General features: G+C 70.6%; 21 protein-coding genes. 15 read left to right on the top strand and 6 right to left on the bottom strand.

Going from position 1 to position 26,145, the window contains the following annotated elements:
• Positions 1-14: 14 nt before the first annotated feature.
• Both LNW73_RS00895 and LNW73_RS00890 read right to left on the bottom strand, forming a co-directional pair.
• Positions 15-1,061 carry an acetylserotonin O-methyltransferase gene (locus tag LNW73_RS00895; RefSeq protein ID WP_250979221.1) on the bottom strand — a complete coding sequence of 349 codons (1,047 nt, stop codon included), beginning with the start codon at positions 1,059-1,061 and terminating at the stop codon, positions 15-17.
• A 10-nt stretch (positions 1,062-1,071) separates the two neighbouring features.
• Positions 1,072-2,082 (bottom strand): methyltransferase, encoded by a 1,011-nt coding sequence (locus LNW73_RS00890; RefSeq protein ID WP_250988449.1) that lies wholly within the window; start codon positions 2,080-2,082, stop codon positions 1,072-1,074.
• Between the two features lie 309 nt (positions 2,083-2,391).
• Between LNW73_RS00890 and LNW73_RS00885 the strand changes: the two genes are divergently transcribed.
• Positions 2,392-3,513: a cytochrome P450 gene (locus tag LNW73_RS00885; RefSeq protein ID WP_250979223.1), complete on the top strand. Its 1,122-nt coding sequence runs from the start codon at positions 2,392-2,394 to the stop codon at positions 3,511-3,513.
• Between the two features lie 14 nt (positions 3,514-3,527).
• Positions 3,528-3,770 (top strand): ferredoxin, encoded by a 243-nt coding sequence (locus tag LNW73_RS00880; RefSeq protein ID WP_250979224.1) that lies wholly within the window; start codon positions 3,528-3,530, stop codon positions 3,768-3,770.
• On the opposite strand, the gene LNW73_RS00875 is transcribed toward LNW73_RS00880, so the two are convergent.
• The 3 genes from LNW73_RS00875 to LNW73_RS00865 form a co-directional block, all read right to left on the bottom strand.
• Positions 3,763-5,433 (bottom strand): MFS transporter, encoded by a 1,671-nt coding sequence (locus tag LNW73_RS00875; RefSeq protein WP_250988448.1) that lies wholly within the window; start codon positions 5,431-5,433, stop codon positions 3,763-3,765. The two genes, LNW73_RS00880 and LNW73_RS00875, sit on opposite strands and share 8 nt — an antisense overlap.
• A 5-nt stretch (positions 5,434-5,438) precedes the next feature.
• Complete coding sequence (asnB, locus tag LNW73_RS00870; protein ID WP_250988447.1) at positions 5,439-7,298, bottom strand: asparagine synthase (glutamine-hydrolyzing); 1,860 nt, start codon at positions 7,296-7,298, stop codon at positions 5,439-5,441.
• A gap of 108 nt (positions 7,299-7,406) precedes the next feature.
• A complete protein-coding gene (locus LNW73_RS00865) occupies positions 7,407-8,096 on the bottom strand; it encodes a TenA family protein (protein ID WP_250988446.1) in 690 nt (229 codons plus the stop codon).
• A gap of 141 nt (positions 8,097-8,237) precedes the next feature.
• On the opposite strand from LNW73_RS00865, the gene LNW73_RS00860 reads away from it, so the two are divergent.
• The 6 genes from LNW73_RS00860 to LNW73_RS00835 all read left to right on the top strand — a co-directional run bounded on the left by LNW73_RS00860 (position 8,238) and on the right by LNW73_RS00835 (position 15,234).
• Positions 8,238-9,398, top strand: coding sequence for a nucleotide disphospho-sugar-binding domain-containing protein (locus LNW73_RS00860; protein ID WP_250988445.1), 1,161 nt, complete (start codon positions 8,238-8,240; stop codon positions 9,396-9,398).
• Positions 9,399-9,477: 79 nt separating this feature from the next.
• Positions 9,478-10,677, top strand: a complete 1,200-nt coding sequence (locus LNW73_RS00855) for a cytochrome P450 (RefSeq protein ID WP_250988444.1) — start codon at positions 9,478-9,480, stop codon at positions 10,675-10,677.
• 104 nt (positions 10,678-10,781) lie between these two features.
• Positions 10,782-11,549: an SDR family NAD(P)-dependent oxidoreductase gene (locus LNW73_RS00850; RefSeq protein WP_250979230.1), complete on the top strand. Its 768-nt coding sequence runs from the start codon at positions 10,782-10,784 to the stop codon at positions 11,547-11,549.
• A 198-nt stretch (positions 11,550-11,747) separates the two neighbouring features.
• Entirely contained in the window at positions 11,748-13,037 is a 1,290-nt protein-coding gene (locus LNW73_RS00845; RefSeq protein WP_250979231.1) for a lysine N(6)-hydroxylase/L-ornithine N(5)-oxygenase family protein, read from the top strand.
• A 30-nt stretch (positions 13,038-13,067) separates the two neighbouring features.
• On the top strand, positions 13,068-14,420 hold the full coding sequence (locus tag LNW73_RS00840; protein WP_250979232.1) for an FAD-dependent oxidoreductase: 1,353 nt from the start codon (positions 13,068-13,070) through the stop codon (positions 14,418-14,420).
• A gap of 61 nt (positions 14,421-14,481) precedes the next feature.
• Complete coding sequence (locus tag LNW73_RS00835) at positions 14,482-15,234, top strand: SDR family NAD(P)-dependent oxidoreductase (protein WP_250979233.1); 753 nt, start codon at positions 14,482-14,484, stop codon at positions 15,232-15,234.
• Positions 15,235-15,308: 74 nt separating this feature from the next.
• On the opposite strand, the gene LNW73_RS00830 is transcribed toward LNW73_RS00835, so the two are convergent.
• Positions 15,309-16,526 carry an FAD-dependent oxidoreductase gene (locus tag LNW73_RS00830; RefSeq protein WP_250979234.1) on the bottom strand — a complete coding sequence of 406 codons (1,218 nt, stop codon included), beginning with the start codon at positions 16,524-16,526 and terminating at the stop codon, positions 15,309-15,311.
• Positions 16,527-16,692: 166 nt separating this feature from the next.
• Here LNW73_RS00830 and LNW73_RS00825 point away from each other — a divergent pair, with 166 nt between their 5' ends.
• From LNW73_RS00825 to ahcY, 7 genes are all read left to right on the top strand, one after another.
• Complete coding sequence (locus LNW73_RS00825; protein WP_250979235.1) at positions 16,693-17,052, top strand: antibiotic biosynthesis monooxygenase family protein; 360 nt, start codon at positions 16,693-16,695, stop codon at positions 17,050-17,052.
• Between the two features lie 20 nt (positions 17,053-17,072).
• Positions 17,073-17,939, top strand: a complete 867-nt coding sequence (locus tag LNW73_RS00820; protein ID WP_250979236.1) for an NAD(P)-dependent oxidoreductase — start codon at positions 17,073-17,075, stop codon at positions 17,937-17,939.
• A gap of 87 nt (positions 17,940-18,026) precedes the next feature.
• A complete protein-coding gene (gene metK / locus LNW73_RS00815) occupies positions 18,027-19,235 on the top strand; it encodes a methionine adenosyltransferase (RefSeq protein WP_250979237.1) in 1,209 nt (402 codons plus the stop codon).
• A 17-nt stretch (positions 19,236-19,252) separates the two neighbouring features.
• Positions 19,253-20,236 carry a carbohydrate kinase family protein gene (locus LNW73_RS00810; protein ID WP_250988443.1) on the top strand — a complete coding sequence of 328 codons (984 nt, stop codon included), beginning with the start codon at positions 19,253-19,255 and terminating at the stop codon, positions 20,234-20,236.
• Positions 20,233-23,730 carry a methionine synthase gene (gene metH / locus LNW73_RS00805; protein WP_250988442.1) on the top strand — a complete coding sequence of 1,166 codons (3,498 nt, stop codon included), beginning with the start codon at positions 20,233-20,235 and terminating at the stop codon, positions 23,728-23,730. Before LNW73_RS00810 ends, metH begins: the two co-directional genes overlap by 4 nt.
• Positions 23,727-24,620: a methylenetetrahydrofolate reductase [NAD(P)H] gene (gene metF / locus LNW73_RS00800; protein WP_250988441.1), complete on the top strand. Its 894-nt coding sequence runs from the start codon at positions 23,727-23,729 to the stop codon at positions 24,618-24,620. The genes metH and metF overlap by 4 nt, the downstream gene beginning before the upstream one ends.
• Complete coding sequence (gene ahcY, locus LNW73_RS00795) at positions 24,598-26,052, top strand: adenosylhomocysteinase (RefSeq protein ID WP_250988440.1); 1,455 nt, start codon at positions 24,598-24,600, stop codon at positions 26,050-26,052. The genes metF and ahcY overlap by 23 nt, the downstream gene beginning before the upstream one ends.
• The last annotated feature ends 93 nt before the right edge of the window (positions 26,053-26,145 follow it).

Below are 26,145 nucleotides of genomic sequence, written 5' to 3'. Positions count from 1 at the left end.
GTCGCGCACCCGGCTCAGACGGCGACGGCCTCCAGGCCGTAGTAGAGGAACGGGCAGGGCAGCGCGGTCAGCGAGTCCAGCTGCAGACCGGCCCGGGTGAACAGCTCCTCGAACTCGGTGAGGGTGCGCTCCCGGCCCGTCGTCACGACCATCATCTCGATGTCGAAGATGGAGGCGCCCAGCGCCTCGACCGGGTCCTCGTTGCGGCGCCCCTCGGACAGCACCGAGGTGAAGACCACGACACGGCCGCCCGGCGCGAGCCCCTTGCGGCAGTTCTCCAGGATGCGCACGCATTCGTCGTCGTTCCAGTCGTGCAGGATGTTCTTCAGCAGATACGCGTCAGGGCCGGCCGGCACCGAGTCGAAGAACGATCCGGTGGCGATCTCACAGCGGTCCGCGACCCCGGCCACCTCGATGACGGACGGCGCCTCCAGCACCCCGTTGGCGGTGTCGAAGACGCTGCCGATGAGGTTGGGGTTGGCGGCGAGGATGGCCGCCAGGTGGGTGCCGTTGCCGCCGCCGACGTCCATCACGTACTTGAAGCGGCTGAAGTCGAACCCGCCGGTGATGGCGGGCAGCTGGACCGCGCTGCCGGCCGCCATCGCGGCGTGGAAGTGCCCGGCGAGCTCGTCGTCCGTCTTCAGGTGGTCGAACAGCCCCTTGCCGTGCACCAGGTCGAACGCGGGCCGGCCGGTCCGCACGGACTCCTCCAGCGCGCCCCACGCCTGCCAGACCGGGGCCGCGGCGTGCATGGCGTCCAACGGGGCGCCCTGCACCGGGGACTCGCTGCGGTACATGGAGCCGAGCCGGGTCAGCGTGAAGCCGCCCTCCTCGTCCGAGGTGAGCAGGCCCGCCGAGACGGCGGCGCGCAGCAGCCGCTCCAGGAACGGGGCGTGGGTGCCGGTGGCCTCCGCGAGTTCCGCGGCGGTCCGCGTCCCGTCGCCGAGGGCGTCGGGCACTCCGAGCCGGGCGGTGACCCCGGCGATCTGGTAGACGGCGAATCCGAAGAGCAGCGGCAGATACTCCGCCGGAGTCGGCTGGTCGGTGGTCGGACCGGTCATGGCAATCCCCTCAGCCTTTGCGGCAGATCACGAGAGTGTCGAAGTCGGCGAGCGGGCGGTCGGTGACCGAGGCGAACCCGGCGCGGCGCGCCTGCTCGCCGACGTCCTCGGCGCTGTACTCGCCGCCGCCCTCGGTGACCAGCAGCATGTTGAGGCTGGCCACCAGGTTCTCGGTGTCGTCGGCGCGGCGGCCGAGCATGCGGTCGTAGACCAGGACGGTCCCGCCGGGGTTCACCGCCGCGAACGCCTTGTCGAGCAGCAGCCGGCGCTGCGCGGCGTCCCAGTCGTGCAGGATGTGGCCGAGCACGATCACGTCGGCCGGCGGCAGCGGGTCCTGGAAGAAGTCGCCGGGGTGGAAGGACGTCCGTCCGTCCAGGCCGAGTTCGGCCATGTAGGCGTGGAAGAACGGCTCCATCTGCGGCAGGTCGAAGACCTGACCGGTGAGATCCGCGCGGTCCGCGAGCAGCTGGCCCAGCAGATGGCCGCGGCAGCCGCCCGCGTCGAGCACCGAGCGGTACTCGGTGCCCTCCAGGGCCGCCGACAGCTCGACGCCCAGGCCCTGGGTGAGGCCGTCCATCATGCGGACGAACCCGCCGAGCGCCTCCGGGTCGTCGAGCATCCCGGTGAAGTCACCGTCGGCCTGCGGCTTCCCGGTGCGCAGCGCGTCGGCCAGCCGCCCGTACACCGGGTAGAGGTTGACATCGGCGCCGGTCAGGAAGCCCGCCACACAGCCGGGCCGGCCCGGTACGAGATAGCGGTCGGCGCCCTCGGCGTTGCGGAACCGCCCGTCGGTGTCGCGGCGCAGCAGTCCGAGCGCGGCCAGCAGGCCGAGGAAGTCGGACAGGCCGCGGCCGTGCAGCCCCAGTCGTTCGCCCAGTTCCCCGGCGGTGGCCGGGCCGTCCGCGAGCGTGCCGAACACATCGAGCCGGACGGCGGTGAGCAGTGCTTTGGCGTCGCAGAACCGGTTGCCGAGCCGGAGGATGCCCGCGGCCGTTCCGGTGTCCGCAGCGGTGGATGACATATCGGCGTCTCCCGTTCCTGGCCGCTTCCGCGGCGCGCTCGTGGGCCCGCACTGTCCGGCCGCACTCCTGACCGCGCTGTCGGCCGCGAATCTCCCAGCGCGGGATGGAGGATGACTCGACCCGCCCTGGTACCGGCCGCGTTCGAGCGGCCGTTGAGCCCGCCCCCAGCGCGGCTGCCGACACTGAGGGCTGTCGGAGCCCTGTCACGGAGACGAGAGAGGTGCCAGGTGAGCTCGAGCCCGTCATGCCCGGTCAGTTATCCCTTCCCATGGGCCCCAGCGCCGGACATCCCGCAGGACTGGCGGACGATGCGGGACGCACCGCTGCTGCACGTCGCCCTCCCCAGCGGTGACCCGGCCGTGCTGGTGACCCGGTACAAGGACGTCAGGCGGCTGTTCGCCGACGAGCGGCTGAGCCGCAACACGTCGCGCCACCCCGCCTCCCGCATCTCCGCGGACAACGACCTGTTCGGGGACCCGGAGATCGACAACGACCCGCCGCGCTATCTGGTGGAACGCGCCGTCGTCATGCGGGCGTTCAGCGCCCGCCGGATCGAGGCGCTGCGGCCCGTCGTCCGCGAGATCACCGCGGAGCTGATGGACGCCATGGAGGCCGGGCCGCGCCCGGCCGACCTCATGGAGGCGTTCGCGTACCCGCTGCCCATCCTGGTCATCTGTCACATGCTGGGCGTACCGCCGAAGGACCGGGCGAAGTTCCGCCGGCTCATCGACGGCTACCTCTCGGTGACGGCCCTGCCGGCCGACGAGGTGGAACGCTGCCGCGTCGACTACTGGAACTACCTCAGCGAGCTGATCGCCGACAAGCGGGCCAACCCCGGCGACGACCTGATCAGCGAGCTGATCCGGGTCAGCGAGGAGGACCCGGAGAAGCTGACCGACTACCAGCTCCAGCACTGGGTCAAGACCCTGCTGATCGCCGGCTATGTCACCACCGCCTCGCAGATCGGCACCGGCACCGCCGTCCTGCTGCACCGCCCGGAGGCCGCCGCGGATCTGAAGGCGGACCTGTCGCTGGTGCCGTCCGCGGTCGAGGAACTGCTCCGCTACCAGATGATGGGCACCTCCCTCGGTTCGCTGCGCTACGCGCTGGAGGACATCGAGGTGAGCGACGGCGCGGTCATCCCCAAGGGGTCGACGGTGATGTTGTCGGTCGAGTCCAACATGGACGAGGAGACCTTCCCCGACGCCTGCGCCCTCGACATCCGGCGGCAGGACAACCACCACATGACGTTCGGCGCCGGCATCCACTTCTGCGCCGGGGCCGCGCTCGCCCGGATGGAGCTGCAGGAGGCCACCGACGGTCTGCTGCGCCGCTTCCCCGGACTGCAGCTCGCGATCCCCGGCGAGAAGCTGGTGCGCCCGGTCGGTGGATTCCTCGCCGGGTACGCCGAGATCCCGGTCGTGTGGTGACGGCGGTGGGTGCGATGCGCGTGACCGCCGACAACACGACCTGTGTGACCAGCAGCCTGTGCGTCTACCGGGTCCCGGACGTCTTCGACCAGGACGCGGAGGGCCGGGTCGTGGTCCTCGACGCCGAACCGCCGGCCGAGCTCCAGCACGAGGTGCTGCGGGCCCGGCGCGGCTGTCCGACGCGGTCCATCCAGGTGGAGCTGAACGGGGTGGTGGTCGAGGACCCGGCCCCGGCCCCCGAGGCGCCGGCTAGTTGAGGGGAACGTCCACGCGGGGCCCGGCCGGATTCTCCGGCCGGGCCCCGCTGCCGTCCGCCGCGACGACTCCGCCGTCCGCGTCACCGGCGTCCGCCGTACCGCTCCCGCGCGGCAGCAGCGGAGCCAGCGCCACAGCGGCGAGGAACGCGCCGGCCGGGTACCAGAGGCTGTTGGCGGCCGAGTCCGCGAAGTTCCGCCGCAGTGCCTCGGTGGTGGCCGCGGCCACCACCGGGTCCGCGGCCCGGGAGGTGCGGCAGCTCGCCGGGATCCGGTACGGGTCGGCCGCGGCCGACCGGTCGTGCACACAGGCCCGCAGCGCGTCGGCCGCGCCGGGCCCGGCGTCGGCGACCCGGTACTCCTGGGCCCGGGCGTGCGCGTCGCCGCCCGAAGCCACCTGGCCGAAGAAGACCAGACCGCTCAGCCCGATGCCGACCGCCGAGGCGAAGTAGATCACCGCGTTCGCCACTCCGGAGCCGCCGCCCGCGTCCCGCTTCGGGACACCGGCGAGCACCAGGTCGACGAGGATCGGGACGACCAGCCCCAGCCCACAGCCCAGCGCCGTCATACAGCCGAAGAGCCGCCAGAAGCTGAGCGCGTCATGCGAGATGACCTCACTCAGCACCGCGATGGAGGCCGCGACGAGGAGGCAGCCGGAGACCAGCAGGGCCCGCCCGATGCGCGGGGCGAGGGTGACGGCGAAGCCGCCGAGCAGGAACAGCCCGAGCACCCAGCCGGCGCCGGCCGCACCGGTCCGCAGCGGTGACCAGCCCAGCCCGATCTGGGTGTGCCAGATGACGACCATCTGCTGGGCCAGCAGCGCCGTGTACACCAGCAGCAACAGCACGATGCCGGCGACGAAGGAGCGGCGGCGGAACAGCGCGACGGGCACCAGGGCCGCCTGCGGTCCGCGGCGCCGCTGGTGCCAGGCGAAGAGCAGACCGGCCGGCAGCGCGGCGGCCAGGGCCGCGAGCATCCACGGTGGCCAGCCCGCCGCCCGCCCCTGCTGCAGCGGATAGCTGACCAGCCCGGCCAGCAGCGCCACCAGCACGATGCCGGTGACGTCCAGCCGCAGCGGCCGGTCGGAGCGGGACTCGGGCAGCAGCACCGCCGTGCCGACCAGCACCAGGGCGCCGATCGGCACGTTCACCAGGAAGATCGCCCGCCAGCCCAGTCCCAGCAGATCGTCGGTGGCCATGATCCCGCCGAGGATCGGGCCGCTGAGCTGCGCCAGGTTCATCACGGTGCCGTAGGCCGCCAGCGCCAAGCCGCGGCGGGTGGCGGGGAAGAGGATCTGGAGCACCGCGAGCACCTGGGGCACCATCAGCGCCCCGAAGCCGCCCTGGACGAACCGGGCGGCGATCAGCACCCCGGCCGTCGGCGCGAGCGCGCAGACCACCGAGACGACGGTGAACCCGGCGACCCCGGTCATGAAGACCCGCTTGCGCCCGTAGATGTCGCCGAGCCGCCCTCCCGGGATCAGGAGGACGGCGAAGGCGAGCGCGTACGAGGCCATGAACCACTGCGCCGAGGCGTAGTCGCTGTGCAGATCACGCTGGATGGACGGGGCCGCGACGCTCACGATCCCCAGGTCCATCATGTCCATGAACGCGGCGAACAGGACGACCAGCAGGCAGGGCCAGGGGCGCCGGACGGTTTCCGTCACGGCTGTCAGACGTCGATCTGTACGCCGTAGGTCCGCAGCCAGAAGTCGAAGCCGAGGGCCATCTCGATGTTCGACCGGCTGTGCCACTCGTGGGCGACACCTGACGGGTCCTTGATGGCCTGCCGGGCGGCGTCCACGTCCAGGTACGGCAGGACCGGCGAGTTCGAGTCGTCGAGCACGGCGCCGAACTCCCGGTGCAGGGCCTGGGTGTACGTCGGGTCCTGGGTGACGGGGTACGGGCTCTTCGGACGCTCGATGACCGACTTGGGCAGCAGGTCACGGGTGGCCGCGCGCAGCAGGCTCTTCTCCCGCCCGTCGAAGATCTTGAACTCCCACGGGGTGTTGTAGACGTACTCGACGAGCCGGTGGTCGCAGAACGGCACGCGGGTCTCCAGGCTGGAGGCCATCGCGAGGCGGTCGCCCCGGTCGAGCAGCATCGGCAGCCAGCGGGCCAGGTGCGCGTAGCTCAGCTCGCGCATCCGGTGCTCGCGGACGCTCTCGCCCTCGTGGTGCGGGGTCTCGGCCTGCGTCGTCCGGTAGTTGTCGGCGTAGTAGCCGTACATGTCGAGCTTGCCCAGCAGGCCGGCGGAGAACAGCCCGCGGCCCTGGCCGTTGCTGCTGCCCTGCTGCCGCTTCTCGGCGGCGACCCAGGGGAAGGTCTCCATGCCGACCAGTTCCTCGTCGTGCAGCCACTTGAAGCCGCCGAAGATCTCGTCGGCGGTCTCGCCGGTCAGCGCGACCGTGGAGTGCTCACGGGTGGCCCGCAGCATCAGGTACAGCGAGGTGTCCATGTCGCCGAGCATCGTCGGCATGTCCTGCGCGATGATCGCCGCCTGCCGGGCCGCCGGGTCGATCAGGTCGGCGGTCCCGAGCACGATGTCGGTGTGGTCGGCGCCGACGTGCCGGGCGAGTTCCGCCGCGTACGGGGCGTCCGGGGTGTCGCGCTGGTCGTCCGGGGTGAAGTTCTCGCTGTAGCCGACGAAGGTGGCGGTGATGGTGCGCACCGCGTCGTCCCCGGCCTGGGCGCGGGCGATCGCGGCCAGCGCGGTGATGGCGCTGGAGTCGATGCCGCCGGACAGGGCGGTGCAGAGCGGGACGTCGGCCACCAGCTCGCGGGTGACGATCTCCTCCAGCATCGACCGGACGGTCGCGATGGTGGTGTCGAGGTCGTCGGTGTGCGGCTTCGCCTCCAGCGCCCAGTACCGGTGGAGCACGGCGCCGCGGCGGCTGACGGTCAGGGTGTGGCCGGGCGGCAGTTCGCGCAGCTCCTTGAAGACGCTCTGCCCGGGGACCTTCGCCGTCGAGAACAGCTCGCGCAGCCCGTCGGCGTCCACGGTGGGGCGTACCAGCGGGTTGGCGAACAGCGCCTTCGGCTCGGAGCCGAACAGCAGGCCCTCGGGCAGTGTCTTGTAGAACAGCGGCTTGATGCCCATCCGGTCGCGGATCAGCACCAGTTCCTCGCGCCGCACGTCCCACACCGCGAAGGCGAACATGCCCTCCAGGTGGTTGGCACAGCCGGTGCCCCACTCCACGTAGGAGCGCAGCACCACCTCGGTGTCGCTGCGGGTGCGGAAGCGGTGGCCGCGGCCCTCCAGTTCGGTGCGCAGCTGCTTGAAGTTGTAGACCTCGCCGGTGTAGGCGAGGACGGCGAGCTCCCGCCCGTCCTCCTCGGCCGACATCGGCTGTACGCCGCCGGCCAGGTCGATGATCGAGTTGCGGGTGTGGCCGAGCGCCGCGTGCGGCGCGATCCACACGCCCCGGGCGTCAGGACCGCGCTTCCCGAGCGTGTCGGTCATCGCGTCAACGGTCGGCCGCTCCTCGGTGAGGTCGCGCCCGAAATCCACCCAGCCGGCAATACCGCACATGCGGAAACTCCCTTGCTCTTCTCGGTTTCGGGGCATCCCGGCAGCCATCGTCTTCCGACTGCCTGGACGGGTGCTCAAGTCCGGCCGGAACCCGGCCGGGACAGGGGGTCAGAACGGCCATGACTCCAGCCGCCAGGCGGCGTCGACGAACGCCCACTCGTACCGCACCGCGTGCCCGGCCCGGCGCACCAGTTCCCGGCGGTCCGCGGAGGAGGACTCGGCCGCGATCTCGTCGGCCAGGTCGAGGAACTCGTCGAGCATGCCCCGGTAGAAGTCCCCGGGGTGGGCCTTGCGGACCTCGGGCGCATACCGCGAGGCGGGGTCGTGGTGGTCCAGCAGCTCGTCCGTGACCAGCAGGTACAGCCACGCCGACGGGATCAGCGCGCCGATCCCGGCCGCGAGCGAGGCCGCGCAGGAGTCGCCCAGGAAGCTCGCGTAGCTCAGCGTCGCCGGGGCGGCCGGCGGCGGACCGGCGTCCGCCGCGTACGGCAGTCCCAGCCGCTCGGCGGTCTCGCCGAAGCCGGTCAGCCGCGCCGTGCAGTCCTCCAGCGACCCGGCCGCCATCCGGCTCAGCAGCGCCGCCCGGCGGCTGTCCCGGGCCAGCGCCGCGCACCGCGCGTGCGCCCTGCCGTAGGAGGGGAGCAGATGACAGGAGTCCTGCAGGGTGAAGTGGACCAGCGCGGCCCCCGGCAGCGTGCCGTCCCGCAGACCCCGGTAGTAGGGGTGCTCACTGATCCGCCGGGCGCCGTCGGTGACGGTGCCGGTGAGTTCGGCCCTGACTGAGGTTCGCGTCGCCATGAGGGCAGCCTGCGCACCCCGGCTCAATCGCCGCTCGAGCGGCTCACGGGGCCATGGCGACAAGGTGTGCGACAGCGCGCGCCGGTGCGGGCGCCGGCCGTCCGTCACGAGTCATATATCGGTGAAGGGTTGGGACGAGACATGCGGGTGCTGTTCACCACCTGGGCCTGGCCGTCACATCTGTACGCACTCGTACCGATGGCGTGGGCCTTCCGCTCGGCGGGCCACGAAGTGCTGGTGGCGACCCAGCCGGGGCTGCGCGAGGAAGTACTGCGGACCGGGCTGCAGGGAACCGCCGTGGGGTACGACGTCGACGGAGTGGGGATGGTGCGCGGCTACATCCTCCCGTCCGAGACCGACGGTCCGCCGGTCAGCAGCGCGCCGCACGCCGCGCGCGGCCCGCGGGCCCTGCAGATGTTCCTCGCGCACGCCGAGTCGATGACCGAGGACCTGGTCGGGCTCGCCAAGGAGTGGCGCCCCGACCTGGTGGTCTTCGAGCCGACGGCGCTGGCCGGACCGATCGCCGCGGCCTCCGTCGGCGTACCGGCCGTCCGGCTGCTGTACGGCACCGACCTGATGCTGCGCGCCCAGCAGATGCTGCCGGACGCCATCGCGCCGCTCGCCGCCCGCTTCGGGGTGGCCGGGCCCGACCCGTTCGGCGCCGTCACCGTCGACCCGACGCCGGCCGGGCTCCAGGTGCCGGGGGAGTACCGCCGGCTGCCGCTGCGCTACGTGCCGTTCAACGGCCCCGGCGAGCGGCCGGAACCGCTGCCGGAGCGCCGGGACCGGCCGCGGGTGCTGGTGACCTGGGGCCACACGATGGCCCGGCTGGACCCCCGGCGGTTCCTGGCCGGCGAGGTGGCCAGGGCGATCGCCGGCCTGGACGTGGAAGTGGTCCTCGCGGTCGCGGGGGAGCAGCGGACGCTGCTCGGCCCGCTGGCACCCGGCGTCCGCATCGAGGTCGACGCACCGCTGCACCAACTGCTCCCGGAGTGCGACCTGGTGGTCGCGCACGGCGGCGCCGGCACCGTCCTCACCTCGCTGCTGCACGGGGTGCCGATGCTGCTGATCCCACAACTGCCCGACCACGCGGGACACGCCGCGCGGGTCCTGGCGGCCGGCGCGGGCGAGGTACTCACCCGGGACGAGGCGACCGCGGAGCGGATCAGGGCCGAGGTGAGCCGGCTGGTCGCCGACGGACCCGAGCGGGCCGCGGCCGCCGCGCTGCGCACGGAGATGCTCGCGCAGCCCACCCCCAGCGAGGTGGCCGCGGAACTGGAGACGCTGGCCGCCGGGAGCTGAACCTGTCGTCGTTCGAGCCGTTGTCGAGGGCGTCCCGCCAGCGTGGGGCCCCGACGCGACCGGGAAGAGGTCCTGCGAGATGCCCACACCGACCGAACCTGTGGCCTTCCCCTTCAGCGACCCGGCGGGCCTGGACGTGGAGCCGGAACTCGGCCGGCTGCGCGCCGGCGCCGGCCTCTGCCCGGTCCAGCTGCCCTACGGCGGCCCCGGGTATCTGGCGGTGCGCCACCAGGACGTCAAGTCCCTGCTGTCCGACCGGCGGTTCAGCCGGGCCGCCTCCGTGGGGCCCGACGAACCCCGGCTGCTGCCGATCGTGCAGCGCGCCAATCTGCTGATCGCCTCGGACGGCCCGGTGCACGACCGGCTGCGCCGGCTGCTCGCGGCGGCCTTCACCGTCCGGGGTGTGGAACGGCTCCGGCCGCGCGCCCGGGAGATCATCTCGGACCTGCTGGACACCGTCGGGAAGCAGGACGGCCCCGCCGACCTGATGGAGCTGTTCGCGCTGCCGGTGCCGATCCTGATGATCTGTGAGCTGCTCGGCGTGCCCGAGCCCGACCGCGCCCGGTTCCGCGCGCTCGCCGAGTCCTTCCTCGCCGCCAAGCTGCACCAGCTGACGGCCGAGCAGATCGGGGCGGCGGGGCAGGAGCTGCGGCGCTATCTGACGGACCTGGTGGCCGGCCGGCACGACGAGCCCAGCGACGACCTCCTCGGGTCGCTGGTCGCCGAGGGCGATCTGAGCGACGGGGAACTGGTCGGGATCGCGGTCACCATCCTGATCGCCGGACATGAGGTGCTCGCCGACCAGCTCGCCAACTTCACCTACTTCCTGCTGACCCACCCCGGCCATCACCGGCAGCTGCTGGACGACCCGGAGCTGATCCCCGCCGCGGTCGAGGAGATGCTGCGCTACACGCCGCTGGGCGTGAGCACCGGCTCCCCGCGGCGGGCGACCGAGGACGTCGAACTCGGCGGCACCCTGGTGCGGTCGGGGGAGTACGTGCTGCCCGTCATGACCGCCGCCAACCGGGACGACACGGTGTTCGCCGCGGCCGACGTGGTCGACTTCGAGCGTCCGCACAACCAGCACCTCGGCTTCGGCTTCGGCGTGCACCGCTGCCTCGGCTCCGCGCTCGCCCGGCTGGAGCTGCAGGAGGCCATGCAGGCGCTGCTGAGCCGTTTTCCCGGGCTGCGGCTGGCGGTCCCGCCCGAGGAGCTCACCTGGTGCACGGGCGGCCTGGTGCGCGGCCCGCACACCCTGCCCGTCACCTGGGACGCCTGAACACCTGGACACCTGAAGACCTGAAGACCTGTGCGTCCGCGCCGCCGGACGTCCGGAAAGACCGAACGTCCGTACGCCTGAATTCCTATGTGTGAGGAGTCGTCATGGATCTGCAGCTGAAGGGAAAGCGGGCCGTCGTCACCGGTGCCAGCCGGGGCATCGGTCTCGCCATCGTCCGCGCCCTGGCCGCCGAGGGCGTGGAGGTGCTCGGAGGCGCGCGGACCATCGGACCGGCGCTGTCCGAGGCCGCCGCGCACACCCTGGAGGTCGACCTGACCACCACGGACGGTCCGGCCCGGCTGGTCGGGCACGCGGTGGAGACGTTCGGCGGCCTGGACATCCTGGTGAACAACGTCGGCGGCCGCACCGTGTCGGCGCAGGGCTTCCTTGACCTGGACGACGAGGGCTGGGCCAAGGGGTTCGACCTGAACTTCTTCAGCGCCATCCGGACCATCCGCGCCGCCCTGCCCAGCCTGATCGAGTCCAGGGGCGCGATCGTCAACATCGGGTCGGTCAACGGCCGGCTCGCCGCGCCGCGCCTGGTGGAGTACTCGGCCGCCAAGGCGGCGCTGACCAACCTCACCAAGTCCCTGTCGGAGGAGTTCGGACCGCAGGGCGTACGGGTCAACACCGTGTCCCCCGGGCCGGTCCGCACCGACACCTGGGACAGCCCGGAGCGCGCCAAGCGGATGGGGATGGCCACGGCCGAGGAACTGGTGGCCGCGGTGCCGAAGTGGATGGGACTCACCACCGGGAAGATCATCGAGCCGGAGGAGGTGGCCGCGATCGTCGCCCTGCTGGCCTCGGACCGGCTGCCCGGCGCCACCGGCGGTGACTGGCTGATCGACGCGGGCATGCTCAAGTCCGTCTGATCCGCCCGCGTACTCTCCCGGTCACTTCCGATCCCTCCCGGATCAATTCCGGACCCCTCCCGATCCTCGCCATTCCACAGACAAACGTGATCGAGGCGCTCGCCGCCCTGGGCGGGCGGACTGCGCGCGGCACGGTCAAGCGCCGCTCAAGGCCTGCTCCAAGGGGTGCGATCACCATCGGTCGTGATGGGAGATGCCATGCGGACCTCAGATCGTCGGGAAGACGTCGTGCCGCACCACCATGTGGCGGGCCTTGGAGCGGGACCCGCCAACCTCAGCCTCGCAGCATTGGGGGAGGACGTGGTGCCCGGCGGCGTTGTTCTCTTCGAACGTCGGGAGGGGCCCGCATGGCACCCCGGACTGCTCGGCTCCGGCACCCAGCTGCAGACGTCCTGGATCAAGGACCTGGTCTCGCTGGCCGACCCGCGCAACCGGCTGTCGTTCCTCAACTACATGGTCACCACCGGCCGGATCTACGCGTTCCTCAACGCCCAGTACGAATCGATCCCGCGTCTGGAGTACGCCCGCTACCTGGCCTGGGCCTCCGGCCGGCTGGGCTCGGTGCGCTACGGCTCGGAGATCACCGAGGTCGACTTCGCCGACGGCAGGTTCGTCCTGCGGGGCCCGGAAGGGCCGGTGGCCACCGCCACCCACGTCGTCTTCGGCCTCGGCACCCGCGCCGACGTACCGGCCTGCTTCGCCGGCCAGCAGATCGACGGCGTGGTGCAGGCCGAGCAGCTGGAGTCCCATCTGGCCACCGTCCCGAGCGTGCCGTACGAGCAGGCCATCGTCATCGGCGGCGGGCAGACCGGCGCCGAATGCGTGCTCAACCTCGTGCAGCGCGGCTTCCGGGACATCCGCTGGATCGGGCGCCGGCAGTGGTTCGCACCCATGGACGAATCGCCCTCGGCGAACGACTTCTACCGCCCGACGTATCTGCGCTTCTTCCAGGGGCTGCCGGAGTCCGTCCGGGAGCGGTACGTCGCAGAACAGACCCTCACCAGCGACGGCGTCTCGATGACCACGCTGCAGGTGCTCTACCAGGCCAACTACGAGGCGTTCCTGCGCGAGGGCCGGTCACCGGTGATGATGCTGCCCGGCCGCAGCGTCGTCGAGGCCTCGCAGCGGCACGGCACCATCGCACTGTGGTGCGAACGCGACTGGGGCGGCCGGGAACGGCACTCCGCCCGAACCGTCGTGCTCGCCACCGGGCGCAAGGCCTCACCGCTGCCCATCTCCCCCCACTTGCTCGGACTGCTCGAGACGGACTCGAGCGGAGAGCCGGTGGTGGACGCCGACTACTCGATACGGTGGAAGTTCTCGGAACACTGCCGGATGTACGTGCAGAACCGCAGCCGGGTCGGTCATGGACTCGCCGACCCCAATCTGAGCCTGCTCGCCGTCCGGTCCGCCGTCATCGTCAACTCCCTTCTGGAACGGCAGGTGTTCGCGATCCGGGACGAGCAGATGAACACGGTCTGGGCCTGACGCACGGAGTATCGAAAGGATGCACCAGGAATGACGACACAACCGTTCCACGTGATTATCATCGGCGGCGGCACCGGTGGGATGGCGTTGGCCCACGGTCTGAAACGGGCCGGGATCAGCGTGGCGGTGTACGAGCGCGACCGCACCAGGACCAGCGGTCTGCACGGCTACCGGGTCGGCATCGACCCGGACGGCAGCCGGGCACTCAAGCGGCTGCTGCCGCCCGAGCTGTTCGAGGTCTTCGTCAGCACCTGCGCCCGCTCGCCGAAGTACTTCAGCTTCCTCCGCGAGGACATGAAGCCGAACATCGTCCTGCCGCTGGTCGTCGACGAGGACCCGGTCAACAGCGAGAAGTCCGTCAGCCGTATGACGCTGCGGCAGGTCCTGTTCACCGGCGTCGAGGACCTCGTGCACTTCGACAAGAAGTACACGCACTACGAGAAGAACGAGGACGGCAGGGTCACCGCGTTCTTCGCCGACGGCACCGAGGCCACCTGCGATCTGCTGGTCGCCGCGGACGGCGCCAACTCCGCCGTGCGCGAGCAGTACCTGCCACAGTCCAAGGTCGAGGACGCGAAGATCATCTCGATCTCGTCGAAGGTCCCGCTCACCGAGGAGAGCAAGGCCCTGCTCCCGAAGGAGGTCTTCGAGGGCATCGGGCTGGTGGTCGCGCCCAAGGGCTACAGCTGCATCCTGCACACGATGGAGTTCAAGTGGGACCGCGAGGGCAAGGTCAAGAACGGCATCGGCGGCAATGACGCCGAGCTGCTCGACCAGTGGCCCGGCATGCTGTTCGACAACACCCGGGACTACATCAACTGGGGCTTCTGGGCCTCCACCGACAAGTTCCCGGCCGATGTCCTCAAGCGCAGCCGCGAGGACCTCATCCAGCTGACCCTGGACATGACGAAGGACTGGAACCCCGACCTGCGCAAGCTGTTCCGCATGGGGGAGCCCAGCACCACCTTCGTCATCAACATCCGTACCTCGGTGCCGATCGAGCAGTGGAAGTCCAGCAACATCACCCTGATCGGTGACGCCATCCACACCATGACCCCCGGCCAGGGCGTCGGCGCCAACACCGCGCTGCGCGACGCGGCCCTGCTGTGCCACCAGATCACCGAGTTCACCGAGGGCCGCAGCACTCTGGTCGACGCCGTGCACGCGTACGAGTCCCGGATGGTCAAGTACGGCTTCGAGGCCGTCATCGCGTCGAAGAAGCAGACCGGCGGCGACCAGCCGATCCACAAGCCCTTCACCGGCCGGCTGGTGCTGGCGAGCATGCGCGGCTACTTCTGGCTGGCGGCGAGGGTGCCGTCGATGAAGCAGAAGATGGCCCAGGAGCTCTACACCTACCGCGGCGGCGACCGGGACGACTTCTGACCGACCGCCGTAAGGATCACCGGACCTCAAGAAGCCTCAAGATCAAGAAGACGGAGCAGGCGTGGATCTCGGACTCAGGGACAAACGTGTCCTCATCACCGGTGCCACCCGGGGTATCGGCCGGGCCACGGCACGGGTGTTCGCCGAGGAGGGCGCCCGCGTCGCGATCACCTACCACTCGGCCGCCGACGAGGCGGAAGAGGTCGTCAAGGAACTGGGCGGCCCGGACCGCGCCCGCGCCGCCCACTGCGCCCTCGGTGACCCGGCGTCCATCGAGGCGGCGGTCCGCGGGGTGGAGGAGGCGTGGGGCGGTGTCGACATCGTGGTCGCCAACGCCCAGTCGTTCCTCTGGGTCGACCCCGACCAGCTGCCGCGCTTCGAGGAACTGCCCACCGAGGACTGGTTCCCGCTGCTGCGCGACAACGTGGAGGGCCACATGCTCGTGGTCCGGCACGCGCTGCGCGGGATGCGGGAGCGGCGCTGGGGACGGGTCGTCCTGCTGTCCTCCGTCACGGCGGAGCACGGCAGCCCGGGGTCGGAGATCTACGGGGCCGCGAAGGCGGCGCTGCACGGGTTCGCGCGCGGCCTGATGTGGACCAGGGACGGCATCCTGGTCAACGTCGTCTCCCCGGGCGGCACCCTCACCGAGAGCCTGCAGAACGTCGACCCGGCCATCGTCGCGCACAGCGGCTCGGAGACGCCCAGCGGCCGGCTGAGCACCCCCGAGGACGTGGCGCGGGTCATCGTCTTCCTCTGCTCCGAGGCCAACGGCAACGTCAACGGTGAAATCGTGCACACCGCGGGCGGCCGCTGACCCCGGACCCGTACTCCCCCCAGTGAGCAGCCCCCGGACGGATCGTCCGGGGGCTGACCGCTGTGCGTCCTCCGCTACGCGTCCTGCACCTTCTTGATCGACCACTGGGCGATCTTCAGCGACATCTGAACACCTTCGGTCGCGTACTCGACCATCGCCTTCTGGTACTCCGCGAAGGCCTCGGTCCGCTCCCGCTCGCCGCGTTCGACGGCCACCAGCGCCCGGGTGAGCGCGGCGGCGTCCCGCACCGCCGTGTTGGCCCCCACACCGCCCGAGGGCGGCATCGTGTGCACGGCGTCCCCCAGCGGTACCACCGGGCCGTCCTCCCACGCCTCGACCGGATCCGTGGCCCGCAGCGCCACCGCGAAGGTGACCGCCGGCTCGGCGTGCCGGAAGATCCCGCGCAGGTCCGGGTGCCAGGCGCTGGTCCGCTCGACGACGAGCGCGCACAATTCCTCACCGCTCAGCGCGAAGAACGCCTCGTCCGTCATGCCCAGGTCCTCACCGTGCACATTGAAGACCGACATGTAGTAGTCGTCGAGGTCGACCAGCTCCGCGTCCGGCCACAGCCGGGCCGCGGCCTCGGTGGGCCGGTTGCGGAACGTCATCGGCATCAGTCCGATGTGGTGGCCGTCGCTCCCGATCACATAGCTGAACCGGTCGCGCAGCACCTCCGGCATGCCGCCGTCGACGGCCGAGGCCCGCGGGATCCGGGAGAAGACCGTCCGCACTCCCAGATCCCTGGGCACGTCCCAGGGCCTGGCCTGGGCGCGGATCCGGGAGTTGGTGCCGTCCGCCGCCACCAGCACGTCGCCCTCGGCGGTGGAACCGTCCTCGAAGTGCGCGACGACCCGGCCGTCGGCCGTCCGCTCATAGCGTTCGAAGGTCTTGCCGAAGCGGACCACGTCGCCCAGGCCCGCTAGCAGGATCCGCCGCAGGGTCACCCGGTCGACGGCGTCGATCTTGTCCGGCGCGTTCCCGCGCGGATCCTCGAAGGCCGGCGCCCACTGCTGGACGAGGTGCTCGTCGTACGCCACCAGGCCGGCGTCGTCCCGCTCGTTGGACGTGGCGACCAGCAGCTCCACCAGCGCCGGCGGCAGGCACTCGCGCAGCGCGTACTCGCCCTCCGGGCTGATCCGCAGCCGGTAGCCCTGCCGCCGGCCCTCCGCCGACTCGTCGCGTTCGTACACCGTGACGGCGATCCCGGCCCGGTGCAGCCCCTGGGCGAGGCAGAGGCCGCCGATGCCGCCGCCGATGACAAGGACGTGCATGGGTGAGCGAGTTGTCCGCATGGCTTCCGGCACCTTCCCCTGCTGGCGGCACTGACCCCGGCAGGGTCGGGCCGGGCGCTCGTGCACCGCTGGAGGAACTTCTTGAGCTGTCCTCGATCGGGCCCTGCCAGCGTTCCGCCGACCGCCGGACGGGATTCGGCGGCTGGCATCGGGACTAGGCGGTGACATGAACGGCAGCAACGGCAGGGGATCCCACAGCGCCCCGCCCTTCAGGGTGATCCTCCGGATGGAGATCCACCCCGGCTCGCACGTCAGCTTCGAGCACACCTGGCTGGAGGTGGGCCGGCTCATCGCGCTGGAGCCCACCAACCTCGGCCAGGTGCTCGTACGCAGCGTCGAGGAGGAGAGCGTCTACTACGTGATCACCGACTGGCGCGACGAACCCAGCTTCCGCGAGTTCGAGCGGAGCGAAGCGCATGTCGAGCACCGGCGGCGGCTGAAGCCCTTCCGCACCGGAGGCCAGATGATCCTCACCCAGATCGTGTACGACCTCGGCGGTGTGGGCGCCGCCGCAGCGACCGCCTGACCCGTCGAACGAGGAGTGGCATGGACGCGAAGGAGCTCACCTTCATCGGACTGGGCAACATGGGCAGAGGGATGGCACACACCCTGCTCAAGGCCGGGTACGCGCTCACCGTGTACAACCGCACCGCGCAGAAGGCCGAGGCGCTGGTGGCACAGGGCGCCTGGAACGCCCCGACCCCCCAGGAGGCGGCTGCCGGGCAGCGCGTCGTCCTGCTCAGCCTCAGCGACGAGCACGCCGTCGAACAGATCCTCTTCGACCAGGTGGCGCCGGTTCTGGACCGCGGCAGCATCGTGATCGACACCTCCACCGTCTCCCCCCGGTACGCCAGGGACTCCGCGGAACGCCTCGCGGAACTGGGCCTGCGCCGGGTGGAGGCGTGTGTGGTCGGCAACCCGTTCCAGGCTCACAAGGGTGAGCTGCGGGTGTTCGTCTCGGGGGCGGAGGAGGACATCGCCGAGGTACGCGACGTCCTGGACGTCATCAGCTCGGAAGTGATCATGGCCGGGGACCCGGGCATGGCGAGCACCATCAAACTGATCTTCAACCTGCTGCTCGGCGCGCAGATCGCGGCACTCGCCGAAGGCGTCTCCTACGGGGTGGCCGCCGGCCTCGACCGTGACCTGCTGATCCAGTCCATCGCGGGCAGCGGGTTCAGCTCGATGGTGATGCGCTTCCGGGCCGAACTCATGCTCAAGGGCAACTACGAACCGGCCTTCTTCCGTGCCTCGCTCATGGAGAAGGACCTGCGGCTCGCCAACAAGGCGGCCCAGGAGGCCGGCATCCTGCTCCCCGTCCTCGACATGGTCCGCGCCCGGTTCGCCGAGGTCATCGAGGCGGGCGACGGGGACAAGGACGCCGCCATCCTCATCGAGCACACCAGGACCTGACGCACCGACCGCGTCGACCCCGTCTTGAGCCGCCTTGCAGGCACAGCTCGCAGCATGGGCCGAGGTCGCCGACCAACTGGAGGAACCGTGTCCCGCCGACTGTTCACCTCGGAGTCCGTGACCGAGGGCCACCCCGACAAGATCGCCGACCGGATCAGCGACTCCATCCTGGACGCGCTGCTGCGACAGGACCCGACATCCCGGGTCGCTGTCGAAACCCTGATCACGACCGGCCAGGTGCACATCGCCGGCGAGGTCACCACGTCCGCGTACGCCGATATTCCGGCGATCGTGCGGCAGACGGTGCTGGACATCGGGTACGACTCGTCCGCGAAGGGGTTCGACGGCGCGTCGTGCGGTGTGTCGGTCTCGATCGGCGCGCAGTCCCCGGACATCGCGCAGGGCGTCGACGCGGCGTACGAGTCGCGGGTGGAGGGCGGCGAGGACGACCTCGACCGTCAGGGCGCCGGCGACCAGGGCCTGATGTTCGGGTACGCGTGCGATGACACGCCCGAGCTGATGCCGCTGCCGATCGCCCTGGCCCACCGCCTCGCCCACCGGCTGACGCAGGTCCGCAAGGACGGCTCCCTCGCCTATCTGCGCCCGGACGGCAAGACCCAGGTAACCGTCGAGTACGAGGGCGACCAGGCGGTGCGGCTCGACACCCTGGTGGTCTCCTCCCAGCACGCCTCCGACATCGACCTGGACTCCCTGCTCGCCCCGGACATCCGCGAGTTCGTCGTGGAGCCCGAGCTGGCGGCCCTCGCCGACGCCGGCATCGAACTCTCCACGGAGGGCTACCGGTTGCTCGTCAACCCGACCGGGCGGTTCGAGGTGGGCGGTCCGATGGGTGACGCCGGGCTGACCGGCCGGAAGATCATCGTCGACACGTACGGCGGGATGGCCCGGCACGGTGGCGGTGCGTTCTCCGGCAAGGACCCGTCCAAGGTGGACCGTTCGGCCGCCTACGCGATGCGCTGGGTCGCCAAGAACGTCGTCGCCGCAGGGCTCGCCCGCCGCTGCGAGGTCCAGGTCGCGTACGCCATCGGCAAGGCCGCCCCGGTCGGGCTGTTCGTCGAGACCTTCGGCACCGAGTCCGTCCCGGTCGAACAGATCCAGGACGCCGTCCGGAGCGTCTTCGACCTCCGCCCGGCCGCCATCATCCGCGACCTCGACCTGCTGCGGCCCATCTACGCGCAGACCGCCGCCTACGGCCACTTCGGCCGCGAGCTGCCGGACCTCACCTGGGAGCGCACCGACCGGGTCGAAAAGCTGCTCGCCACCGTGCGGGGCTGACCGAAGGAGAGAGCGCTGTGCAGATCGCCGTCACCGGTTCGATCGCGACCGACCATCTCATGAACTTCCCGGGCCGCTTCAGCGAGCAGCTGCTCGCCGACCGGCTCGACAAGGTCTCCCTCTCCTTCCTCGCCGACGACCTGGTGGTCCGGCGCGGCGGGGTGGCGGCCAACATCGCCATCGGGCTGGGGCGGCTCGGCATCCGGCCGCTGCTCGTCGGGGCGGCCGGTACCGACTTCGCCGAGTACGGGCAGTGGCTGGAGAAGAACGGCGTCGACACGTCCCCGGTGCGGGTCAGCGAAACCCGGCACACCGCGCGCTTCGTCTGCACCACCGACGCCGACCAGAACCAGATCGCCACGTTCTACCCGGGCGCCATGTCCGAGGCCCGGGAGATCGAACTCGGCCCCATCGTGGCCCGCACCGGCAGCATCGACCTGGTCGTCGTCGGGGCCAACGACCCCGACGCGATGCTCCGGCACACCCAGGAGTGCCGCTGCCTGGGGATCCCGTTCGCCGCGGACCCCTCGCAGCAGCTCGCCACCCTGGACGGACCGTCGGTGCGGCAACTCGTGACCGGCGCCCAGTACCTGTTCACCAACGAGTACGAGGCCTCGCTCCTCCAGGAGCACAGCGGCTGGACGGCCGCCCAGGTGCTCGACCGGGTCGGCACCTGGGTGACCACCCTCGGCGCTGACGGCGTCCGCATCGAGCGCACCGGCGAGCCCGTCATCCGGGTCCCCGCCGTGCTCACCGACACGCCGGCCGACCCCACCGGGGTCGGTGACGGGTTCCGCGCCGGATTCCTGGCCGGCGCCGCCTGGAAGTGGACCGCCGAACGGTCCGCCCAGCTCGGCTGCACCCTCGCCACCGTCGTCCTCGAGTCCGTCGGCCCCCAGGAGTACGTGCTCTCGGCCGCCGACCTGCTCGGCCGGATCGACAGCGCCCACGGCGGAGTCGTCGCCGCCGAGATCGAACCGAATCTGGCGGCCGTGTCATGAGCGGGACCTCCCGGGCCGACGCCCTCCGGGCGGCGTTCGCGACGCGGGTGGTGGTCGCGGACGGTGCGATGGGCACGATGCTGCAGGCGCAGGATCCGTCGCTGGACGACTTCGAGAACCTGGAAGGGTGCAACGAGGTTCTGAACGTCACCCGGCCGGACATCGTCCGGTCGGTGCACGAGGAGTACTTCGCTGCGGGTGTGGACTGCGTCGAGACCAACACCTTCGGGGCGAACCTGGCGGCGCTGGGGGAGTACGACATCCCTGAGCGGATCCACGAACTGTCCCTGACGGGAGCCCGGTTGGCCCGTGAGGTGGCGGACGGTTTCGCCACGCCGGACCGGCCGCGCTGGGTGCTCGGCTCCGTCGGCCCCGGCACCAAACTGCCCACGCTCGGCCACGCGCCGTACGTGGCGCTGCGGGACGGCTACCAGGCGAACGTCGCCGGCCTCATCGAGGGCGGCGCCGACGCGATCCTGGTGGAGACCACCCAGGATCTCCTCCAGACCAAGGCCGCCATCCTCGGCGCGCACCGCGCGATGCGGGAACTGGGCAGCAACCTCCCCATCATCACGCACGTGACCGTCGAGACGACGGGCACGATGCTGCTGGGGTCCGAGATCGGTGCGGCGCTGACGGCGCTGGAGCCGCTCGGTATCGACATGATCGGCCTGAACTGCGCGACGGGTCCTGCCGAGATGGGCGAGCACCTGCGCTATCTGGCGCAGCACGCCCGTATCGCCGTCTCGTGCATGCCGAACGCCGGGCTGCCGGTGCTGGGCAAGGACGGCGCGCACTACCCGCTGTCGCCCGAGGAGCTGGCGGACGCGCACGAGACGTTCGTGCGTGAGTACGGGCTGTCCCTGGTGGGCGGTTGCTGCGGCACCACCCCCGAGCACCTGCGACAGGTCGTGGAGCGGGTGCGGGGCCTGGATCTGGTCCCGCGCAGCCCGCGCCCGGAGCCGGGTGCGGCGTCGCTCTACCAGACGGTGTCGTTCAAGCAGGATGCGTCGTATCTCGCGATCGGTGAGCGGACGAACGCCAATGGGTCGAAGAAGTTCCGTGAGGCGATGCTGGAGGGCCGCTGGGACGACTGCGTGGAGATGGCCCGCGATCAGATCCGCGAGGGCGCGCATCTGCTGGACCTGTGCGTGGACTACGTCGGCCGCGACGGGGCCCTCGACATGAGTGAGATCGCGGGCCGTTTCGCGACGGCTTCCACCCTCCCCATCGTGCTGGACTCGACCGAGGTCCCGGTGTTGCGGGCGGGGTTGGAGAAGCTGGGTGGCCGGGCGGTCATCAACTCCGTGAACTATGAGGACGGTGACGGACCTGAGTCACGTTTCGCGCAAGTCACGGCGCTGGCCTCGGAGCACGGTGCCGCGCTGATCGCGCTGACGATCGACGAGGAGGGCCAGGCCCGTACCCCGGAGCACAAGGTCGCCATCGCCGAGCGGCTGATCGAGGACCTGACGGGGAACTGGGGCATTCAGGAGTCCGACATCCTGGTGGACTGCTTGACCTTCACTATTGCGACCGGTCAGGAGGAGTCCCGGAAGGACGGCATCGCCACGATCGAGGCGATCAGGGAGCTGAAGCGCCGCCATCCCCTGGTGCAGACGACCCTCGGGCTGTCGAACATCTCCTTCGGCCTCAACCCCGCCGCCCGCGTGGTGCTGAACTCCGTGTTCCTCAACGAGTGCGTGGCGGCGGGGCTGGACTCCGCGATCGTGCACGCCGCGAAGATCGTGCCGATCGCCCGCATTCCCGAGGAGCAGCGGGAGATCGCCCTGGATCTGGTCTACGACCGGCGTCGTGAGGGCTATGACCCGTTGCAGGCGTTCCTGGCGGCGTTCGAGGGCGTCGACATGAAGTCGGTGAAGGCCGGCCGCGCCGAAGAGCTGGCCGCGCTGCCGCTCGATGAGCGGCTGCAGCGCCGCATCATCGACGGTGAGAAGAACGGCCTGGACCGGGACCTGGACGAGGCGCTCACGACCCGCCCCGCGCTGGCGATCGTCAACGACACGCTGCTGGAAGGCATGAAGGTCGTCGGTGAGCTGTTCGGCTCCGGACAGATGCAGCTGCCGTTCGTGCTGCAGTCCGCCGAGGTCATGAAGACCGCGGTGGCGTATCTGGAACCGCATATGGAGAAGTCCGACGCGGAGGGCAAGGGCACGATCGTGCTGGCCACGGTTCGCGGGGACGTCCATGACATCGGTAAGAACCTCGTCGACATCATCCTGTCGAACAACGGCTACAACGTCGTGAACCTGGGGATCAAGCAGCCGGTGGCGGCGATCCTGGACGCGGCCACCGAGCACAAGGCCGACGTGATCGGGATGTCGGGTCTCCTGGTGAAATCCACCGTGATCATGAAGGAGAACCTGCAGGAGCTCAACCAGCGCAAGATGGCCGCCGACTATCCGGTGATTCTGGGTGGAGCGGCGCTGACCCGCGCCTATGTCGAGCAGGACCTGCACGAGATCTACGAAGGCGAGGTCCGCTACGCCCGCGACGCGTTCGAGGGCCTGCGGCTGATGGACGCGCTGATCGCCGTCAAGCGCGGCGTCCCCGGCGCCGTCCTTCCCGAGCTCAAGCAGCGCCGCGTCGCGGCCCGGCCGGCCATCGTCGTCGACGAGCCGGACGAGGAACGCGGTTCGGTCCGGTCGAACGTGGTCACCGACAACCCGGTCCCCACCCCGCCGTTCTGGGGCAGTCGCATCATCAAGGGGACCCCGCTCAAGGACTACGCGGCCTGGGTCGACGAGGCGGCGCTCTTCAAGGGGCAGTGGGGTCTGAAGTCGGCCCGCGGCAGCGGCCCTTCGTACGAGGAACTCGTCGAGACCGAGGGCCGGCCGCGGCTGCGGATGTGGCTGGACCGGCTGCACACCGAGAACATGCTCGAAGCGGCCATCGTCTACGGCTACTTCCCCTGCGTGTCCAAGGGCGACGACCTGATCATCCTGGGCGAGGACGGCGGCGAGCGCACCCGCTTCACCTTCCCCCGGCAGCGGCGCGGGCGCCGGCTGTGCCTGGCGGACTTCTTCCGTCCGGAGGACTCCGGCGAGATCGACGTCATCGAGATGCAGGTCGTCACCGTCGGCAACCGGGTCTCGGTCGCGGCGAACGAGATCTTTGCCGCGAACGCCTACCGCGACTACATGGAACTGCACGGGCTGTCGGTGCAGCTGACCGAGGCGCTGGCGGAGTACTGGCACGGACGGGTCAGGTCCGAGCTGGGCATCGCCTCAGCCGACCCGGACAACCTGGACGCGATGTTCCGCACCGAGTACCAGGGCTGCCGCTACTCCCTCGGTTACCCGGCCTGCCCGAACCTGGAGGACCGCGCCAAGATCATGGACCTGCTCAAGCCGGAACGCATCGGGGTCAACCTCTCCGAGGAGTTCCAGCTGCACCCCGAGCAGTCCACCGACGCGATCGTCATCCACCATCCGGAGGCCAGCTACTTCAACGCACATGGGGGCCCCTCATGAGCACCCTGCGGGAGATCCTGGCCTCGGGAACCCGGTCCTTCTCCTTCGAGTTCTTCCCGCCGAAGACGGACGCGGGCGAGCGCTCGCTGTGGGAGACCATCCGCCGGATCGAGGCCGTCGCCCCCACCTTCGTCTCGGTCACCTACGGCGCGGGCGGCTCGTCCCGCACCCGCACCATCGCGGTCACCCAGCGGATCGCCGCGCAGACCAGTCTGCGCCCGGTGGCCCATCTGACCGCGGTCGGGCACTCGGTCGGTGAACTGCGGCGCATCATCGGGCAGTACGCCGACGCGGGTGTCCGGGACGTCCTGGTGCTGCGCGGCGACCCGCCGGGCGACCCGCGCGGCGCCTGGGTGCCGCACCCGGACGGGCTGAACTACGCCCGGGAACTGGTCGCGCTGGTCAAGGGGTCGGGGAACTTCAGCATCGGCGTCGCGGCCTTCCCCGAACTGCACCCCCGCTCACCCAACTGGGAGTCCGAGGTCCGGTACTTCGTCGCCAAGGCGCGGGCCGGGGCCGACTACGCCATCACCCAGATGTTCTTCCGGGCCGAGGACTACTTCAGGCTCCGGGACCGGGTGGCGGCCGCGGGATGCGATCTGCCGATCATCCCGGAGATCATGCCCGCCACCGACGTCCGGCAGATCCGGCGCTTCGCCGAACTGAGCAACGCGACGTTCCCCGACGACCTGGCCGCGCAGCTGGCCGCGGTCGAGCACGACCCGGACGTCGCCCACCGGATCGGGGTGGACCACGCGACGCGGCTGGCCCAGCGCCTGCTGGACGCCGGCGCCCCGGGACTTCACTACATCACTCTGAATCGGTCCACGGCCGCCTTGGAGATCCACCGGAACATTAGGAGCGCAGATGCCGTCCCTCACCGCCGCTGACTTCAAGGTCGCGGACCTCTCCCTCGCCGTGTTCGGCCGCAAGGAGATCATCATGGCCGAGCACGAGATGCCCGGCCTGATGTCGATCCGTGCCGAGTACGCTGCCGCGCAGCCGCTGACCGGCGCGCGGATCACCGGCTCGCTGCACATGACGATCCAGACCGCCGTCCTCATCGAGACCCTGGTCGCGCTCGGCGCGGACGTCCGCTGGGCGTCGTGCAACATCTTCTCGACCCAGGACCACGCGGCGGCCGCCATCGCGGTCGGCCCGAACGGCACCCCCGAGAACCCGCAGGGTGTGCCGGTCTTCGCCTGGAAGGGCGAGTCCCTCGAAGAGTACTGGTGGTGCACGGAGCAGGCGCTGACCTGGCCGAACACCCCCACCGGCGGCCCGAACATGATCCTGGACGACGGCGGCGACGCCACGCTCCTCGTACACAAGGGCGTCGAGTTCGAGAAGGCCGGCGCTGTTCCGGAGCCGGTCGCCGCGGACAGCGAGGAGTACGGCTACATCCTGAGGCTCCTCAAGCGCACCCTCGGCGAGGACGCCCAGAAGTGGACCCAGGTCGCCTCGGAGATCCGCGGCGTCACCGAGGAGACCACCACCGGCGTCCACCGCCTCTACGAGATGCACCAGGCCGGGGCGCTGCTGTTCCCCGCCATCAACGTCAACGACGCGGTGACGAAGTCCAAGTTCGACAACAAGTACGGCTGCCGGCACTCGCTCATCGACGGCATCAACCGCGCCACCGACGTCCTCATCGGCGGCAAGGTCGCCGTCGTTCTGGGGTACGGCGACGTCGGCAAGGGCTGTGCGGAGTCGCTGCGCGGCCAGGGCGCCCGGGTCGTCATCACCGAGATCGACCCGATCTGCGCCCTGCAGGCGGCGATGGACGGCTACCAGGTCGCCACGCTGGAGGACGTGGTCGCCGAGGGCGACATCTTCATCACCACCACCGGGAACAAGGACATCATCCTGTCCCAGGACATGGCGAAGATGAAGCACCAGGCGATCGTCGGCAACATCGGCCACTTCGACAACGAGATCGACATCGCGGGCCTGGCGAACATCCCGGGCATCGTCAAGGACGAGGTCAAGCCGCAGGTCCACACCTGGACGTTCCCCGACGGCAAGGTCCTCATCATGCTGTCCGAGGGCCGGCTGCTGAACCTCGGCAACGCCACCGGTCACCCCTCGTTCGTCATGTCCAACTCCTTCGCGGACCAGACCCTGGCCCAGATCGAGCTGTTCACCAAGCAGAGCGAGTACCCCACCGGCGTCTACGTGCTTCCCAAGCACCTGGACGAGAAGGTCGCCCGCCTCCACCTCGACGCCCTCGGCGTCAGACTCACCACGCTGCGCCCGGAGCAGGCCGCCTACATCGGCGTCCCGGTCGAGGGTCCGTACAAGGCGGACCACTACCGCTACTGAACCATCGGCACAGTCCGGCGAACCGACAAGGAAACCATGAGCATCTTCGAGCTGGAACGACAGATCACCGGTGCTCCACCGGTCACCATGCCG

The sequence above is a fragment of the Streptomyces sp. RKAG337 genome (assembly GCF_023701715.1).
GTDB lineage: Bacteria > Actinomycetota > Actinomycetes > Streptomycetales > Streptomycetaceae > Actinacidiphila.
Note: the sequence above shows the minus strand (reverse complement) of the source record. Positions and strands in the feature narration are given on the sequence as shown.